Annotated in this window: 13 protein-coding genes; 2 read left to right on the top strand and 11 right to left on the bottom strand. The window is 60.3% G+C overall.

Translation table 11 applies throughout. From position 1 onward, the window contains the following. Positions 1-139 precede the first annotated feature (139 nt). From FFS20_RS04675 to FFS20_RS04645, 7 genes are all read right to left on the bottom strand, one after another. Complete coding sequence (locus FFS20_RS04675) at positions 140-1006, bottom strand: DUF6270 domain-containing protein (protein ID WP_249356666.1); 867 nt, start codon at positions 1004-1006, stop codon at positions 140-142. Further along, complete coding sequence (locus tag FFS20_RS04670) at positions 1003-2268, bottom strand: ABC transporter ATP-binding protein (RefSeq protein ID WP_137824762.1); 1266 nt, start codon at positions 2266-2268, stop codon at positions 1003-1005. The genes FFS20_RS04675 and FFS20_RS04670 overlap by 4 nt, the downstream gene beginning before the upstream one ends. Then, entirely contained in the window at positions 2255-3127 is an 873-nt protein-coding gene (locus FFS20_RS04665) for an ABC transporter permease (protein WP_137824761.1), read from the bottom strand. The genes FFS20_RS04670 and FFS20_RS04665 overlap by 14 nt, the downstream gene beginning before the upstream one ends. Positions 3128-3135: 8 nt before the next feature. Further along, complete coding sequence (locus FFS20_RS04660; RefSeq protein ID WP_137824760.1) at positions 3136-4803, bottom strand: glycosyltransferase family 4 protein; 1668 nt, start codon at positions 4801-4803, stop codon at positions 3136-3138. Between the two features lie 71 nt (positions 4804-4874). Continuing rightward, positions 4875-6143 (bottom strand): glycosyltransferase family 4 protein, encoded by a 1269-nt coding sequence (locus FFS20_RS04655; RefSeq protein WP_171006984.1) that lies wholly within the window; start codon positions 6141-6143, stop codon positions 4875-4877. Further along, positions 6140-7045 carry a hypothetical protein gene (locus FFS20_RS04650; RefSeq protein ID WP_171006983.1) on the bottom strand — a complete coding sequence of 302 codons (906 nt, stop codon included), beginning with the start codon at positions 7043-7045 and terminating at the stop codon, positions 6140-6142. The genes FFS20_RS04655 and FFS20_RS04650 overlap by 4 nt, the downstream gene beginning before the upstream one ends. Positions 7046-7173: 128 nt before the next feature. Next, positions 7174-9090 (bottom strand): polysaccharide biosynthesis protein, encoded by a 1917-nt coding sequence (locus FFS20_RS04645; protein WP_171006982.1) that lies wholly within the window; start codon positions 9088-9090, stop codon positions 7174-7176. A gap of 601 nt (positions 9091-9691) precedes the next feature. Here FFS20_RS04645 and FFS20_RS04640 point away from each other — a divergent pair. Further along, on the top strand, positions 9692-11356 hold the full coding sequence (locus FFS20_RS04640) for a glycosyltransferase (RefSeq protein ID WP_249356665.1): 1665 nt from the start codon (positions 9692-9694) through the stop codon (positions 11354-11356). 32 nt (positions 11357-11388) lie between these two features. Here the strand turns inward: FFS20_RS04640 and wecB are convergent, their stop codons facing one another. Then, a complete protein-coding gene (wecB, locus tag FFS20_RS04635; protein WP_249356664.1) occupies positions 11389-12528 on the bottom strand; it encodes a UDP-N-acetylglucosamine 2-epimerase (non-hydrolyzing) in 1140 nt (379 codons plus the stop codon). Positions 12529-12880: 352 nt separating this feature from the next. Here wecB and wecC point away from each other — a divergent pair, with 352 nt between their 5' ends. Further along, on the top strand, positions 12881-14140 hold the full coding sequence (gene wecC / locus FFS20_RS04630; protein ID WP_137824755.1) for a UDP-N-acetyl-D-mannosamine dehydrogenase: 1260 nt from the start codon (positions 12881-12883) through the stop codon (positions 14138-14140). Between the two features lie 90 nt (positions 14141-14230). Here wecC and FFS20_RS04625 read toward each other — a convergent pair whose 3' ends face one another. From FFS20_RS04625 to FFS20_RS04615, 3 genes are all read right to left on the bottom strand, one after another. Next, entirely contained in the window at positions 14231-15001 is a 771-nt protein-coding gene (locus FFS20_RS04625; RefSeq protein WP_137824754.1) for an ABC transporter ATP-binding protein, read from the bottom strand. Next, positions 14994-15851: an ABC transporter permease gene (locus FFS20_RS04620; protein ID WP_137824753.1), complete on the bottom strand. Its 858-nt coding sequence runs from the start codon at positions 15849-15851 to the stop codon at positions 14994-14996. Before FFS20_RS04620 ends, FFS20_RS04625 begins: the two co-directional genes overlap by 8 nt. Before the next feature lie 71 nt (positions 15852-15922). After that, the gene (locus tag FFS20_RS04615) at positions 15923-17251 is read right to left on the bottom strand and encodes an FAD-dependent oxidoreductase (RefSeq protein WP_137824752.1); all 1329 of its coding nucleotides are present in this window, start codon (positions 17249-17251) and stop codon (positions 15923-15925) included. Positions 17252-17497 lie beyond the last annotated feature (246 nt).

Genomic DNA, 17497 nt, shown 5'->3' with positions numbered 1-17497 from the left:
TGTCATATGGACTTCATGTCCGTGAGCTCGAAGAGCGCGAGCGAGCGAACGCTGCACGTGGTGCTCGCTGATGTCATCATGTAACCAAAATTTCATGTATTAATCACGCCACTTCATCTTGAGCATGCAAAGCGAAGCCTCATAAATCACCGACGATGCCCTCAATACGTGCCGCAACGGAAATATAATCTCTGTCCCTGTAATGGAACGGCTGCGGACCCCACTTATGGTTCTTTCCGATCCGAAGCTCACTGCTTTTACGACTGATTGAATGAGGAACGGCTGCGCTGACAATTTGACGGTAACGCGTAAAACTCTTGTTCGCGACAGTAGCTCTCAGATTGAAGTTTTCTGCCTCTGTCGGCTGCTGTGTAAATACGGCCTCGATTCGCGATTTCACAGTGGGATAGTTCGAACCCGAGTTCCTAATGTCCCTGAATCCGCGCTGCGTTCGCCTGAATGCGCGAGAGAACTTAGACGTCGCAGCGCTAAACGGATGTGAGTTTCCCTCAAGAGCGCGCGCCCATTCAAGATCGAGGAATATTGTTCTGGCGATTAATCCAGACTGATGCAAGCCGACAATTAGACGATTGAATCCTACGAGCCACCGGCGAAAATGCAGGTCGGTCCCGAAGTTGACAAGTTCGGCACCACTATTCTGGGCGTTCCGTGCCGCCCCACAGGCCTCAACTTCGATCGAGTTTGTCATAGATGAGCCGTCGGGCCACATCCAGAATCCACGTCGTTCGTCCACCAGATCGATCAACAAAGCATCGATCCCTGTCGCGCATCCGAGTAAGCGCTCGAGTCCATCGCCATTCAGGTCGCCTTCAACCATTCTCCTCTGAAACTCCGAGTTCAATCCTTGGACAATGCTGTCGGCTGTACCATGCGGAGCGTCCAGACTGACTACCGACTGGCGTGCTACATATACATTTACATTTGATTCATTAACGAACTCGGCTGTATCCCGACTCACGCAACTTCCAAATATCGCGATGTTCATTCGGCGGTATTTCTGCTGGAATCATCTAATGATCCGTGATATCTGCCTTGTGGAACCCTCAAACGTGGACGATTTCTACTTGCGGCTGCGATTGCTGAGTCTCTGATATCAGCGGGCCGAAGAATGATCGGTCGAGAGCCTGGACGATATCGCACCGGGTTCGCCGTCGACATCGTGCCAGCGGCGACCTGGTCGAAGGCTGGTTTGGGCAACGCAGGAGTCCTGACCGGCGCTTGTTCCAGTTCCTCAGAGCCGGGCTCAAAGCCAGTGGGCGGGGCTTCCGATGTTCTCGATCCAAGATCGTCAGAACGAATCTGTTCGGCGGTCATACGCTTAGACAATCTGTACTCACGCCGCTTGCGATTTGGTCGAAGACGGGTGGCGTGCCGTGGAGCTGCCACTGCCTCTACGTCAGGATCCAGCACGTTGATTTCGTCGAACTGTGCCGTCCTGACGACGTCAGCGAGAAGCTTGTCGGCAACGGAAGACTTGTTCTTCGCAACGTTCCAAGCCCACCATCGGTACTTCTCTGCCACCGATTCAGCAGGTCCGTCCATAATGAGTTCGCCCCTGTGCATCCATACCGCTCGTGAACACATCTCTTGAATGACCTTTGCCGCATGGTTGACGAGGAAGACTGTCCCCGCGTCGTCTAGCATATCGTTCATTGCGCTCGAGCTTCGCTCGGCAAATGTCGCATCGCCGGTGGACAGAGCCTCGTCAATGAGCAGTATTCGAGGTCGCGCTGCAAGCGCAATTGCAAAACGCAACCGCGAGGACATCCCGGAGGAGTAGGTTTCCATCGGGCGGTGAATCGCTGAGCCCAACGCGGACAGCTCGACGACGAACTGGTAAGCGGCATCCAGTTGGTTGGGAGCGAGACCCATGGCCAAGCATCCCAGGCGAACATTCTCGCTCCCGGAAAGTGTCTGCTGAAGAGACGCATGGACTCCGAGAAGGACCGGCTGATATCGAGCTAGTATCCGGCCTCGATCAGGTTGTTCGACCCCGGCGAGAGTGCGTAGAAACGTTGACTTGCCTGAACCGTTCGCGCCGACGACTCCGATCATCTCACCCTCGTTGGCGACGATGCTGACCCCCCGCAAGGCTCGCACTGTTGTCCTGCCCTGTCGACCAAGGAGGCGATCACCGATACGTTGCAGCCCACTCGACCTGAACGACGGGTCGTTCGTTCCCACCGTATATCTCACCTGCACATTCTCAGCGACTACGGTGGGGACGCCCCTCTCACGCGCGTCCATACTTCTCCTCCCCCTGCCAGAAGAATACAAAGCCGACAACAAGGAGACCAATCGACCAACCGATTGCTATCAGCCAGAGATGCATGGGCGTATCCACACCGTAGAGCAGAGAGTTACGCGCGATTGTGAGAAAGGCATACATGGGATTGAACTGCATGATCGAGAGCACTGTGGGGAAAGCCGCGAGACGATCATCGATTGAGAAGAACACACCTGAGCCATAGAGCCAGAATCTGCTTAAAACGCTTGCGACATTGGTTAGATCAGGGACAGCGTGTCCAAGCCGTGCGAGCAGACATGCCAATCCAATGTTGAATGCTGTCTGCAGCACGACCACAGGAATGATCAGGACCACTCTCCATGTGACCACCTCCAGTGGGGGGATGATCGCCAAGAGAACAACCATGACCGCAAGCGACGGAATGAAGTCGAGTAGATTCCGCACGACTGTCGAGATCGGAACCGCGACGCGAGGGAATTGGAACGCGCGAATCATCGATGAACCGGCGCGAACTGAGGCGATTCCTCGCGTCATTGTTCGGGAGGTGTACTGGAAGAAGAACACTCCGATGACGAGGAAGCCAATGAAATTGTCGACTCCTCGCGAGGTTCCAAGTACTAGACCGAAGATCGCATAGAAAGCAAGCACGGACAGAATCGGATTGAGAAAGAGCCAGGCGTATCCTAGGATATTTGACCTAGTGGAACCGCTGGCTTTGGCCCTGGAGTCGGCAATGATGAAGTGGCGCCGTTCCCAGAGCCTTTTCAGGTAGACGTCGAACCGGGTGCGGCGACCAACCGGAGTTAGGCCGTCGAGCTTGACTGACGGGATCGTCGTTAGCCCCAATGGGTTCTTCATGCTGTCCTTCACTGTGGCACCTGTGCGAGCAAATTACTGTAGAGGTTACTGTAGCGAGACCCAACCGTCTTCCACCGTCGGTTCTCCAGCACATGAGTGCGCCCGGCGGCACCCATCGCTCTTCTCAACTGCTCATTCCCGGCGATCCCCATCAATTCTAGCGCTAGGCTCTCCGGATCCTCTGCAGGAACCACGACTCCTGCGTTGCAAGGGACCAGCTCCCGCAGTGCAGGGAGATCTGAGAATATGATCGGCCGCCCGAGACCCATCGCTTCAATAGGCTTGATCGGTGTCACTAGCCTGCACACCGGTTCGTTCTTCCGCGGCACGACGATGGCATCGAGGGCCAATTGGTACTCGATCGCAGAGGTCTGTGACACGCGACCTGTGAACACGGCGCTGTCCCCGAGCACAGCGGCCCGTTCGCGCAGGGTGGGAAGCGCGACACCGTCTCCGGCGATGAGGAGCCGGAGGTCGACTCCCTGGTTCCGAGCGATGGCCACTGCCTCGACGAGGTCGTCGAGACCTTCGTATCCGACGATCGAGGCTGCCGTTCCGACCCAGATGCCGTCTGTGGGCAGTCCGAGTTCGGCTCTCACCTCTGCGGGGGACCGTGTGACGTCGGCGCCGACCACGGTCTCCGAAACCGAGTTGGGGATCAGAGTGATCGTGTCCGCGGGAACGCCATTGGCGATGAGATGCTCACGCATGGTCTCTCCCAATGTGATGACGGCATCGGCGGCGCGGGCGACCTCGATCTCCTTCTCTCGCATCATGGCGAAGCGCTGGCTGGCGCGTCGGGCCGCGCGCGCCGCGTCTCCGCCGCCAGCTGCTGCCCAGGTCTCTTCGAGAACTCCCCTGACTTCGTAGACCCAGGGAATGCCCATGGCGCGCGCTGCGGCGCCGGTGGCCAGCCCGTTGACGTAATGCGTGGTGGTGTGCAGGACTTCGACTCCGCGCTCGGAGACTTGTCCGGCGATCCAGCTCGCCTGCTCGCTCAGCCGCGCAGTGGGTGTGTCCGTCGGCAGCAGCGGAACGTGGCGAAGATAGTCGACTCCGTCCACAGACTCGACGGGAGTCGGACTGAGCCGGCCGATCGTCATCGGGTACGACGGACGGGTCGCGGCCACGACGGAATGACCGGCATCACGCAGGGTCCTGAGAATGAGGTGGCTCCGGTAGGCATAGCCCGAGCGTGTGTGCGGCAGGGAATTCGTCAGTACGTGCAGCGACGTCGGGAGCGCGGAGCCATGGCCGTTCAGGCTGCGGTCCGGCAGCGCACCACTTGGCACCTCCGGCCACCAACCGGGCTCAAGGGACTGCTTCTCCGCGACGAGACGCCGGCGCCGGCCGCCCTTGGACAGTGCTGAGATCGCATCATCGATGTGACCATCGCTCCAGAGGATGCGTGAGCGCAGTGACGAGCCGTTGGCGATGCGATCCGCTATCCGCGCCGCCGGCTCAAGCTGTCCGAGGTTGAGCGCGATCTCGCCGAGGAGACGCGAAGGTCGCGCCTCTTCGTACTCGCAGACGAGTTCGCGGGCGTGAGACTCCTGCCCGAGCAGCCATGCCGCCGCTGTGCGCGACGCAGGACCGGGCAGACGATTGAGCAGTCGGCCGACCGTTCGCGATGCCGAGGAGGGCAGACGCCGGGCGAGCTGCATGCCGAAGAACACCCTGTCCTCACGGACATGAGCCGTGGTTGTGGCGATCGCATTGACGATCTGGCGGCCGAGAAAGAGCGGATTCACAGACACACATCCTCCAGCAGAGCCTCGTAGGCACGGCCCATGACCTCGACCGAGGCGTGGTCGATCGCCCACTGGCGTGCCCGGTGGCTCGGTTCGACGACGGAGGTGGAGAAGAGCCGCATCGCCTCGGCGATCGACGCAACGTCACCAGGATGTGCGACGGCTCCGGCACCGTTGACCGTTATGATCTCCGCAGCCTCGCCGGCGACGATGCCGAGCACGGGGACGCCGCGCACCATGAGCGAATAGAGCTTCGACGGCACGGTGCGCGTATGTGCGGGAACGTCGCCGAGGCTGACGAGGCCGGCGTCCGCCCACTCCCAGTGCGCTGCCAGTTCGGTGCCCGTCGTCTGCGGGAAGAAGTCCACCGGGGCACCGAGCTCCTCAGCGAGTGCGACGAGGGCGGGCTTGTCCGCGCCGTCTCCGACGATCCGCAGGCGGACGCCGGGCACCAGTACCGAGGCGCGGATGGCAGATCCCAGATCCTGTGACCGGCCGACGGTGCCGACGTAGAGGAGATTCACGCGCTCGCGGCCCTGCAGCGGTTCGACGATGTCAAATGAGCCGGAGTCGATCTCCGCACGGCTCACCCCGCTGCGCACCACTGTCGCGTTGATCCCCCGCTCACGCAGACGACGGGCGAAGCTCTCGGTGGTCACGACGACGGCTGCGGCGCGGCGCTGTGCGCGAGTGAGGTATCCGGGCAGCACGGAGTCTTCGAGTCTCCCGGTCAGCGTCGTCGGGAGGAACCGTCCCGTCGCATTGGTCACCAGGGAAAGTTCGTGGATGAGATCCGGCCACGCATCGCGCACCTCGGCGATATGGGGCACGCGGAGAAGTCGGGACACGAAGTCCCCCGCCAGCAGCGTCGGCAGCGCCGGTGTCGTCGAGATGATGACGTCAGGGCGATGTGCTCCGGCCATGGTGCGCAGCGAAGCGCTGATCGCCCCGGTCGCGGCAACCGACTGGTCGAGCAGCTGCCGGGCCATCGATGTTCCACTGTGGAGATAGGGCACGCGGATGATCCGTTCACCGAATTCACCGGTGTCCCAGCTGCCGCCCAGACGGGCTCGGACACGGGTTCGCCGGTGCCCGACCGACGACCCGAAGAATTCGTCACGCCGGGTGTAGGGGTAGTGAGGGTGTGGGGCGGCGACGACGATCTCATGGCCTCTTGCGGTGAGATGACCGACCATGGTGCCCCATCGACGCTGCGGCGCTCCGACCTCAGGCCAGTAGTAGTGCGAGAGCAGGAGGATTCTCATGCCGGCACCGCCCGCACCGAATCGCGACGTCGCAGCCACAGCGGAACGAGTGCGTAGAGCGCAAGCAGACCCACCCAGAACACGTGGGCCGGATAGGTCGACGCCGTGTTCCCGGAGATGAGAGTCGGAACGGCGAGCACACAGGCCAGCACGGTGAGCGCGGCGTGGAAGAGCGACACCGTCCCGTGGGACCAGCCCGCCTGCTGAATCCTTTGATAGATGTGCTTCCGATGGGCCAGAAGGATGTTCTCTCCCTGGAACAGCCGCCACACGATCGTGGAACCGACGTCGAAGAGCACGAAGACGAGTGGAGCGATGACGACGACGATGGGCACGCCCGAGACGAAGAGCCACACGGCGAGAGCGAAGACTGCGGCTCCGATCCCGTAGCTTCCGGTGTCGCCGAGGAATGCTCGCGCCTTCCCGACGTTGAAGGGCAGGAAGCCGCATGCGGACCCGGTCAGCGCCAGGGCGAGGATCATGACGTCGTCCTGTCCGGTCCAGGAAGCGACGAAGGCGTACCAGGCCCCGGTGACGATCGCCCAACCGGTGACGTAGCCGTTGAGCCCGTCGACGAAGTTCACCGCATTGACGAGGGTCACTCCGATGACGGCGAAGACGATCACTTGAGAGATTCCGTGCTCTGAGACCAGGGCGATGCAGCCGCTGAACACGAGGGCCAGCGCCACTTGTCCGATGAGACGTGCCACTGGCTGGAGAGAATCGAGATCGTCGCTCATTCCGATGACCGAATAGCACCAGGTGAGGACGAGAAAGCCCACCGACATGAGGATGCCGCCGAGACCGAAGGCACCGTTCTCAAAAATGTTCCAGACGGTGGCGACGATTGTGGCAACGGTGACGCCGCTACCTATGGCAACCCCTCCTCCACGCACGGTCACCTCCGCATGGGAGGACCGATGCGATGGCACGTCGACTATACCTTCTCGTTTGAGCAGCGGGAACACCGCGATTGCGGTGCCAACCGTCGTTGCTGCCGCAATGATGAGGACAGCAACGGAAAGCACAATCATCCGCGCGCGTCCCCCGAACCGGGGATCTCGTCGGAAGCAGAAAGTGCGGCGATGCCTGTCAGTGGGGAGGCCGACAGGGGCAGAGAGCGAGAGATTGTGTCATCCGATGGAAGCTCTCGGTCTGCGAGGACGCTCACAAGCTCAATAGCCAACTCTGTTCGACGGCCGTATGCAGTGGTATCGCGAGCGGAAGCGACTAAGGCGCGCAGGGCCGGGATATCGACAGGCTCGATCTTGACCTGGGTAATTAGTGGATGTACCGGGCGATTGTCACCTTCGCCCGGAGAGAGCAAAGCTTCTGCAAGCTTCTCGCCCGGACGTAGACCTGTGTAGACGATGCGCGCATCGGAACGGCCGCTGAGCGCGATAACTCGTCGGGCCAAATCATCGATCTTAATGGGAACTCCCATGTCGAGGACCAATGTCTCGCCTGGTTCTCCGATTGCCGCCGCCTGCAGTACCAACTCACAGGCTTCGTCGGCAGTCATGAAGTATCTGGTGACCTCGGGATCAGTCACCGTGACCGGATCGCCAGCGGCGACCTGAGCTACAAACGTCTCGAGCACGGATCCTCGTGAACCGAGGACGTTCCCAAAGCGGACAGACATGTAGCGACGACCAGACTCTGCGGCGACCGTCGCAACAGCGCGTTCGATCGAGAATTTCGTACGGCCAAGCACGGACATCGCGTTCGCCGCTTTATCGGTCGAAATGTGAATAAACGACTCAACATTATTCGTGATCGCCGCGTTGAGCAGGTCCAAGCTCGCCCCGACATTCGTGCGGATAGCCTCTTCGGGAAAACGCTCGAGGAACGTTAGATGCTTGAGCGCGGCCGCGTGGAAGATGATGTCGGGTTTGACCTTAGCCACAAGTGAATCGATGAACGCCTGGTCGCGCAGATCCCCGAGCACAAGATCGTCGCTGGTGAGGAGCGCCGACCCTTCAAGACCGAGCTGGGTTGCGTGCAAACCAGATTCATCCCGGTCGGTCATCACTAACCGTTCAGGTGTAAATCTCGCAACCTGTCGACAAAGCTGAGAGCCGATCGATCCACCGGCTCCGGTCACGAGGACAACGCGTCCAGTGATGGCCGATGAGATCTCTTCGACATTGGTCGAAATCGGCTTCCGTCCGATGAGGTCTTCAAGACTGACGTCGCGGAAACTCCTGGAACGGAGGTCCGACACGGCTAGGGATTGCAATTCTTGGCGGCCGAGATCTGATTCAGCCAGCGTGGGCAGAAGCTTGATCTTCACAGGACGTTCATCGAGGCTGGATGCAATTCGCTGAAGATGCTCCGGAGGAAGGTCCGCGATGGCGATGATGACTACGGTTGCCCCGGTCCTGTCTACCTGTTCTGCGACGTCGGAGATTTGGCCGAGCACCCGGATTCCGTTGTATCGGAGGTGACGTTTGTGCGGATCGTCGTCGAGGAGCCCGGCAGCAGAATACTCACTATTGCGATCCTCAGCGATCATGTCCAACGCCCGCATGCCCTGAGTCCCCGCACCGATAATCAATGCCAACTTGGATGACCTCGACCCGGACCGTGATCTCTGTCTATAGTTCCGTCGGACCCAGTTCTCCAAGCTCTTGACCACTAGCATCATCGCACCTGCTGCGATGGGCACGCTCGTGGGAATGAGAAGGTGGGAGACAAACGCGAATTCGGCGACCCACATCAGACCCACGGCAAGAGCTGTTGTACCGGCGATCGCGGCGAACTGGTCGGGCGATCCATCGTGATATCGACCACGGTAGATGGCAAGGGGCCCGCAGAAGAGGAATACGACGATCCCGATCCCCGCGCAAACGAGCATGCCCATCAGACTCAACCGGGTGACCTGAAAGTCGAATCGAAACAGCATCATCGCGCAAACGACAATTGCGAAGATCAGTCCGTCTGCCAATGACCGGACGAGAGCTACGAGGTCTTTGGCGAAACGTGTGCGCGAGGCTCCCGGGCCAGTCCTGCTTCCCACAATCCTCATCTCACTCAGCCCATGCAGCTGTACCCATTAACTCCTCCAACAGACCGAAGTGCCCACGGAGCGCTGGTCAGCGCCGATCAACTCCACGATTGTACTATTGATCCCGGCAGGCCGATATTTACCTCGCTCATGCCGAGGCCCATACGCCTCAGCTCGAATGCCGACAGGTAACGACTAGGGCATTTTGACATCATTATGTTCAATCGATCGGTTTCAGGGTGAGAGGTTCGCGCTGGGGTCAGATCGCACCTGCAACCACGAAGCGTCAACTGCCTCGGAAAGGACTACTACTTTGAGCGCGACGCTACTGCGCACTTTCAGGACTGCTCTTTGGCACCTGCGCCAGGGAGGCCTGTCCCAAGTACGAACATGGCAGCGCAGGCGCAACATCCAACAAGCCAGTACCGATGCTTCCCCAACAATCCCCTCGGCGCGCCTTCAGTCCTCCTCGCTGACCGACTTGTTCCCTCCCCTGCCGACCTCTGCTCGACAGCCAGTCTTTGAGCACGTGCGTGTCGGAGTGATCCTCGACGAGTTTTCGATGGAGAGCTTCGGTTACGAGTGGGAGCTGGTGGCACTGAAGCGCGGCACGTGGAGCCGCCAGCTGGACGATCTCGACTTCGTCTTCCTCGAATCGGCGTGGAACGGCAATCAGGGGGAATGGCAATACCAGCTGACCGGGACATCTGGTATCAAGCCCGACGCAGTCGCGCTGTTGGAGGAGTGCAAACGTAGAGGTTTACCCGTGGTGTTCTGGAACAAAGAGGATCCACCGCACTTCAACGACTTCCTCCCGCTTGCACGACTATGCGATGTCATTTTCACGAGCGACGTGCGACTAGTTCCAAAATATCAAATGGAGCTCGGACACGGGCGTGTCGATGTGTTACCGTTCGCGGCGCAGCCCGCAATACACTCACCCACGAGACCCTCCAAAAACTTCGCTGCTCGCGACATCGCGTTTGCCGGCATGTACTTCGCTCACAAGTTTCCAGAACGACGCAAACAGATGGACTTGCTCCTTGGTGCCGCAGCCAAAGTCTCAGGGCGCATGGCGCACGGGCTCGAGATCTTCTCTCGATTCCTCGGTAACGATGAGCGGTACCAATTTCCTGGAGAATTGGCTGACCATGTCGTAGGGTCTCTTCCGTATCGAAACCTCCTAACCGCATACAAACACTACAAAGTCTTCCTCAACGTCAACTCGGTCATTGATTCTCCAAGCATGTGTGCCCGGAGAATCTTCGAGATCACAGCAACCGGCACCCCGGTCGTCACAACGCCGAGTGCTGCCACAAAAGTATTCTTCCCGCCAGACGAAGTTCCACAACCAGCGACGGAAGAGGACGCCGAGTGGACGCTTAGAGCCCTAGTCAGAAGCCGTGAGCTCAGAGACCGCACTGTTCACAAGGCGCAACGACGAATCTGGAGGGAACATACATACAGCCATCGGGCCATGACTGTGATGGACTCTCTGGACATTCAATATGCAGACCCATCAGATGCTTCCGTATCGGCAATCGTTTCGACCAACCGCCCCAAACTCGTGGCAACGATTCTCGAAACTCACTCGCAACAAGCTTCGGTTGCCAAGCAACTCGTACTCGTCGCTCACGGGTTTACCTTGCCCGCGGACATCGCCGCTCGCGCCAAGGATGCGGGAATCGACGAACTCGAGATCGTTCATGTCGACGCCGATGAATCGTTAGGGACGTGCTTAAACCTTGGTATCGCGGCGGCCGATGGGGATGTCGTCGCTAAAATGGACGATGACGACATCTACGGGCAGAACTATCTGGCGGATCAGTTGGCCGCTCTGCGATATTCGGGAGCGGAGCTGGTCGGTAAGCAAGCCCACTACCTGTACCTGAAGAACCGCAATATCGTCATGTGCCGTTTTCCCGACCGTGAGCATCGTTTCACCGACCTCGTCATGGGACCGACTCTCCTCGGTCGTCGAGAGCTATTCCTTGAATACCCATTCGCTGAACGAACAGTCGGTGAGGATACAGACCTCTTACGTCGACTGGTGGCGGCAGGAATTCAAATCTACTCTGCAGACCGGTTCAATTTTGTCCAAGTCAGAACTGATCATGCGCACACTTGGTCAGTACACGACAACCTGTTGCTCGCCAATAGCGAAGTTCACTCGTTCGGGTTCGCGCCAGACCACTATCTCTTTTGAGGCCCTGTGCCACGAACTCGGATACGGAAGGGCTATTTCTCGAGAAGCTTCTTGACGATGGCAACACTCCGCCCTGCAGACAATCCATCGCCGTAAGGGTTCACTGCGTTCGCCATTTCTCGGTAGGCACCTTCGTTGTCGAGTAATGCTGACACTTCGGCAACAATTCTGTCTCTTGCCGTGCCTATCAACTTGACTGTTCCTGCGTCAACCGCCTCCGGCCGCTCCGTATTCTCGCGCAGCACAAGGACGGGCTTTCCCAGGCTAGGCGCCTCTTCCTGGATTCCGCCTGAGTCAGTGAGAACAATATCTGATCGAGCGATGAGGTGAGAGAACTCGCCGTATTCAACAGGCTCAATCGAAATGACATTGTCGAGATCCTCAATCTGGGGTGCAATCGACGCCCTGACCTTGGGATTCTTATGTGCTGGCCAGACGATGACAAGGTCGGTATATCGCAGAGCTAGCTGCCTCATGGCCTGTCCGATATTGACCATGTTCTCACCAAGATTCTCGCGGCGATGTGTTGTCACCAGGAGTATTCTCTTTTTCTCGGTATCGATGTCGATAAGTTCGGGAATCGAGCCAACGGATGGATGAGATACAGCCCAGTGAAGAGCGTCGATGACAGTATTCCCAATGACGTGGATGTTCTCGTCCTGCACCCCATCGGCGAGTAGATTCGCTCGAGAAACTTCTGTCGGCGCCAGATGGACCCGAGCAATCTGCGATACTATCTTGCGGTTCGCCTCTTCTGGGAACGGTGAGCTTATGTCCCCGCTGCGAAGACCCGCTTCGAGATGCACTACGGGGATTTCTCGATTGAAAGCGGCGACTGCCGCGCCCATCACAGTCGTGGTGTCACCTTGCACAATGACAGCGTCGGGACGCTGAGCTTCAAGCACTTCGTCGATCTTCTTAATCACTGTACTGGCAATACCATTGAGTGTCTGACCATGCGCCATCAGGTTAAGATCAATATTGGGTGTGATCTTGAACACTTCATTGACTTGATCGAGCATCTCTCGATGCTGCGCAGTAACAACGACAATCGGCGTCAGATCCGGATCGTCTTCCAAAGCCTTGATCACAGGCGCAACCTTGATAGCCTCCGGCCTAGTACCGTACACGACCATAACCGTGGGTTTCGCTGCCGCTTCGGCACCGTTCATAGGAACTCCTTCATCCGGACGTTGCGTACGTCGTCAATTAGCTGATGGCGTTGAGCTTACTTGAGCCTGGTTCAGCACCTTCCAAGGCGTTTCCTGACCATGGAGGAAACTCGGTACTCCCCGCGAGAATATATCATTGCTAAAGTCATTTCCGCGCGACACATGCTCGTTCCTTTCAGGGTCACCCAATGAGCACGGAACAGGTTGCTATAGTTAAGCCTGAATCCGGTCGCATCGTCATCCTCTGGTCTGACGATGACGTTCTCAGTCAGAAGCGTGCGACGGATGGAGGCACCTGGCGAGCGGCCCGGTGGGAAATTTACTTCGTTTTGACAGCTTGGAGCCACCGTTCATGAATGCGCCCAACTACGGCATTCGCCCCTCCGTCGCCGTCATCGGTCTCGGCTACATTGGCCTGCCGACTGCAGCGATCTTGGCCAGCACAGGCGCGGATGTCGTCGGTGTCGACATCAATCGGAACAATGTCGATGTCATCAACGCGGGCAACATTCCGTTCGTCGAGCCCGATATGGCGACCACCGTGGCCGGCGTCGTCTCGCAGGGATTCCTCCGGGCAACGACCGAGACGCCCCACGCTGATAACTACATCGTCGCGGTACCGACGCCGTTCACCGACGGGCACAAGCCGGATCTGTCCTACATCGAGACTGCGGGCAAGCAGATCGCGCCGCTCCTCGAAGGCAACGAGCTCATCATCCTCGAGTCGACGTCACCTCCCGGTGCCACCGAGTTCCTCGCCGACACGATCCTCGCCGCGCGTCCTGATCTCACTCTCAAGCCGGGGACCTCGCAGTCGGTGTACTTCGCGCACTGCCCCGAACGCGTGCTTCCCGGTCGCATCATGATCGAGCTGCGGACGAACGACCGCATCGTCGGGACGCTCAACGGCAACGCCGGCGAACGTGCCCGCGACCTCTACCAGCTCTTCTGTGAGGGCGAGTTCCTCATGACCGATGCCTGCACGGCTGAGCTGTCCAAGCTCACCGAGAACGCCTACCGCGACGTCAACATCGCGTTCGCCAACGAACTGTCGATGATCGCCGACAACCTCGACATCAATGTCTGGGAGCTCATCGACCTCGCTAACCATCACCCGCGCGTCAACATCCTCCAGCCGGGTCCCGGCGTCGGCGGCCACTGCATCGCCGTCGACCCGTGGTTCATCGTCGCAACCGCCCCCGAGCACTCGTCACTCATCAAGACCGCGCGCGAGGTCAACGACTCGAAGCCGCAGTTCGTCCTCGACAAGCTCCTCCCCCAGGCGAAGCGGATCTCGGACGTGAAGATCGCGGCACTCGGACTCGCCTTCAAGCCGAACATCGACGACCTGCGCGAGAGCCCCGCCCGGCAGATCGTCAACCAGCTCTCCGACGAGCTGCCGGACGCGACGATCATGGCAGTCGAGCCGAACATCGACGAACTGCCCTCTGACCTCTCGGCACGTGCGAACGTCACCCTCACCGAACTCAACGAGGCAGTGAAGGAAGCAGACATCGTGCTCCTGCTCGTCGACCACAACGAGTTCGCCCGCATCGATCGCACTCTGCTCGCGCAGAAGATCGTCCACGACACCCGCGGGGTCTGGAACTGACACTGGTGAGAGACAGCGGAGGCCGCCCGGTTCAGCCGGGCGGCCTCCGCTGTTTGAGCATTCAGAGTTCTGCTCTGAACGCGGCAGTGCCTACTTGAACGACTCGTACTCGTTGACGACGTCGTCGGTGGGGCCGTCGGCGCGCAGGACGCCCTTCTCGATCCAGATCGTGCGGTTGCACGTGTCGCGAATCGATCGCATCGAGTGCGACACGAGGAACACCGTTCCCGCGTTCTCACGGATCTCACGGATCCGGCCTTCGCTACGCTGCTGGAACTTCTTGTCACCCACGGCAAGCGCCTCGTCGACGATGAGGATCTCATGCTGGACAGCCGTGGCGATCGCGAACTTCAGCCTCTGCGACATCCCTGAGGAGTACGTGCGCATGGGCATATCGATGAAGTCACCGAGGCCGGTGAAATCGACGATGTCGTCGAACTTCTCCTCGACCTGCGACCGAGACAGACCCAGCGCCAGACCACCGAGGATGATGTTGCGGGCACCGGAGAGATCCGGGATGAGCGCGGCACCGACTCCGAGGAGATTCGGCCTCGCGCTCGCATAGACCGCGCCCTCCGAGGTCGGGGTGAGACCGGTGATCGCCCGCATGAGCGTCGACTTGCCGGAGCCGTTGCTGCCGATGACGCCGATCGACTCATTCGCGTGCGCGATGAAGCTCACGCCCTTGAGCGCATGCACCTCGCGCAGTCCGCGGGTCTTCTGCAGCAGCCCACCACCGGCGCCGAGCTTGAGCCGCTTGCCCGTGGCGAGCGTCTTGTACCGAACGTGGACGTTATCGGCGATGACGACGGGCGGGGTCGTTTCGGTCACCTCGGCGGGGACCTTCTCTGTTTCACTCATCGCGACCATACCTTTCCTCTGCCAGCCAGAAGAAGACGAAGCCGAAGGCGAAGATCGCGAACGCCCAGATCGCGAAGTAGCCGAAGTACTCATACGGGATCTCGTAGCCGTTCATGAGGATGCCGCGACTGATCGAGAGCACCTCGTTGAGCGGGTGCCAGTCGGCGAAGGGCTGCAGCGACGGATAGGTCTTCGCGATCATCTCATTGAGGGAGAAGAAGACACCGGACGTGTAGAAGATCATCCGCGAGATGAACGGCGTGACCTGACTGAGGTCCCTGAAGTGGACGGTGATGCGCGCGAAGATGAACGCAATTCCCTGGCAGAAGATCCAGAAGAGGATGATGAGCGGGATGAAGAGCAGCCACTCCCACGACGGTCTGGCCCCATAGATCACCGCGAGAATGATCATCAGCGCCATCGTCGGCATGAAGTTGAGCAGGTTCTGCATGACCGTCGCGATCGGCAGCACGATGCGCGGGAACGGCAGGGATTGGACGAGCGAGGCGTTCGAGATGATCGACTTCGCACCGCCGTTCATCGACGAGTTGAAGAACTCGAGCATGAAGACGCCGATGACGACGAACGGCACGAAGTCGTCCGGTCGCATTCCAGCGCCTCCGAGGATGACGCCGAAGATCACGCCGTAGATGATCGCCGAGAACGTCGGTCGCAGCACGACCCAGAGCATGCCGAGGCGGTTGCGTTCGTTCTCACTCTGAATGCGATACCGGGCGAGCGTGAGCGTGAAGTCGCTTCGCTTCCACAGCTGCTTGAGGTACGCAGGGAGCGACGGACGCCCACCCACTCTGTCGAGTCCATGCTCGGCAGCAAGCTTGGCCATGTCCATGTAGGTGAAGATTCTCTCGTCGGAAACTGGGACGGAACACAGGAAGTCTACGCGATGACCCCTGCTGGAACTCACAAGCGACTGTGAGCCTTGAAGTCGAATTCGGGGTCCTCGAGCTGCGCTCTCGTCGGCATCGGCCGATCAGCGCCGAGCACCCGCCGAGCTGCCGCCTGCATGGGCGGCCAGTTGAGCGTCTCGACCCCGATGAGCGCAGCCTCCGGCTCGGGCCCGGCGAAGTGGAACACCTGGAACTTCGTTCCGCTCGGGTCGCTGCGCTGCACCGTGTCCTGTGCATCAGGGCTGGTCAGACCGGCAGTGAAGACCTTCTCCGGGCCCTGGAAGCTCCAGTGCCAGGGAACGTCGGACCACGGTGCGGGCTGACTGGGAGCGGGGCCGTCGGCACTCGGCGTGAGGTCGTCGTCTTCGCCGAGGATGTGCTCGGCCAGGTACTTCCCGTGACTCTCCGCGACCGGTTCGCACGCCCACGGGTGATCGATCGCGAACCGTCCGCCGGTGATGTGGGCACAATCACCTGCCGCCCATACGCCCGGGTAGGCCGTCGCGAGGTGTTCATCGACGTCCCAGGCGAACGTCGGCACCTCACCCGGGGCCGGGCCTTCCGGGTCGGCGGAATGCTCGTCCGTCGTCGGCAGCGCCCCGTTGATGGGGATGCGCACGGGCCGGGCGCCCACGCTCGTGACGAAGAGCGTGTGCTCACCGGCCGGGATGTCCGCGTTGTCGGTGTGGTCGGTGACGAAGCGGACTCCCGCGGCCTTGTGCTTCTCGAACAGCGCAAGTCGCACCGGCGCCGAGAGCTGCCGTCGCAGCGGCTCGTCCCCGCGCAGGTACACCGTCGCCTCATGTCCGGCGGCGACCGCGGCGGTCGCGACCTCCATCCCGAGGTACCCCGAACCGAGGACACCGACGTTGAGAGGGTCGGTCGCCTCGGCGACGAAATCGCGGATCCACTCCGCCTCGCCGAGGTTGTAGACCGGCAGCGCGTCCGGGTACCCGGGGATCTCCGGGCGGTTGGCCTCCATCCCCGTCGCGAGGATGCAGTGCGTGAAGTCGAGCGTCTCCCCCGACCCAAGGTGGACGGTGCCGGCGAGGCGCTCGGAACCGGGCTGGAAGAGGGCTTCCGGCTGGGACTCAGGACTAGCCTCGGCGAGGGTGATCGAAACGGCCCGGTCGCGGACGAACGTGATGAGCTCACTGTCCTCGAGATGATAGGGAAGGTGGTAGCGCGAATCGTCGAAGAGGTGCTTGGACAGGGGCGGACGCTCGTACGTGTCCCCGGCCTCCGGATCGATGAGGGTGACGGGCTGGCCGCGCTGGCTCAGCTCCCTGGCAGCGGTGGTTCCGGCGAGGCCGGCACCGATGATGACGATCTGTTTGCCCATGGTCCCCATGCTAGTCGGGGTCCGGGAGCTGTTTCCTCACCCGACGAGCAGGCGGGGCAGCGGGGATATCAGCCGCATTGTCAGGGATGCTTGGCGGGGCAGGCCACGGCTGTGGAGAGGCACCGAGGGGCGGCCCGCACGGCTCGATCAAGCGGGAGCGCGGATAGCGGGCGGTGCACGCGCCGCTATCCGCGCTGCCGCTTGATCGAGAGCCGGGGATCGGGGAATCGACTCTCAGGGATGGGT

It is taken from the genome of Brevibacterium sp. 2SA (assembly GCF_005502845.1).
GTDB lineage: Bacteria > Actinomycetota > Actinomycetes > Actinomycetales > Brevibacteriaceae > Brevibacterium.
Note: the sequence above shows the minus strand (reverse complement) of the source record. Positions and strands in the feature narration are given on the sequence as shown.

Bases quoted from the DNA above. Each gene is read 5' to 3' on its own strand.
- FFS20_RS04675 (WP_249356666.1), bottom strand. From the start codon at position 1,006: ATGAACATCGCGATATTTGGAAGTTGCGTGAGTCGGGATACAGCCGAG.
- FFS20_RS04670 (WP_137824762.1), bottom strand. From the start codon at position 2,268: ATGGACGCGCGTGAGAGGGGCGTCCCCACCGTAGTCGCTGAGAATGTG.
- FFS20_RS04665 (WP_137824761.1), bottom strand. From the start codon at position 3,127: ATGAAGAACCCATTGGGGCTAACGACGATCCCGTCAGTCAAGCTCGAC.
- FFS20_RS04655 (WP_171006984.1), bottom strand. From the start codon at position 6,143: ATGAGAATCCTCCTGCTCTCGCACTACTACTGGCCTGAGGTCGGAGCG.
- wecB (WP_249356664.1), bottom strand. From the start codon at position 12,528: ATGAACGGTGCCGAAGCGGCAGCGAAACCCACGGTTATGGTCGTGTAC.
- wecC (WP_137824755.1), top strand. From the start codon at position 12,881: ATGAATGCGCCCAACTACGGCATTCGCCCCTCCGTCGCCGTCATCGGT.
- FFS20_RS04625 (WP_137824754.1), bottom strand. From the start codon at position 15,001: ATGAGTGAAACAGAGAAGGTCCCCGCCGAGGTGACCGAAACGACCCCG.
- FFS20_RS04620 (WP_137824753.1), bottom strand. From the start codon at position 15,851: ATGGACATGGCCAAGCTTGCTGCCGAGCATGGACTCGACAGAGTGGGT.
- FFS20_RS04615 (WP_137824752.1), bottom strand. From the start codon at position 17,251: ATGGGCAAACAGATCGTCATCATCGGTGCCGGCCTCGCCGGAACCACC.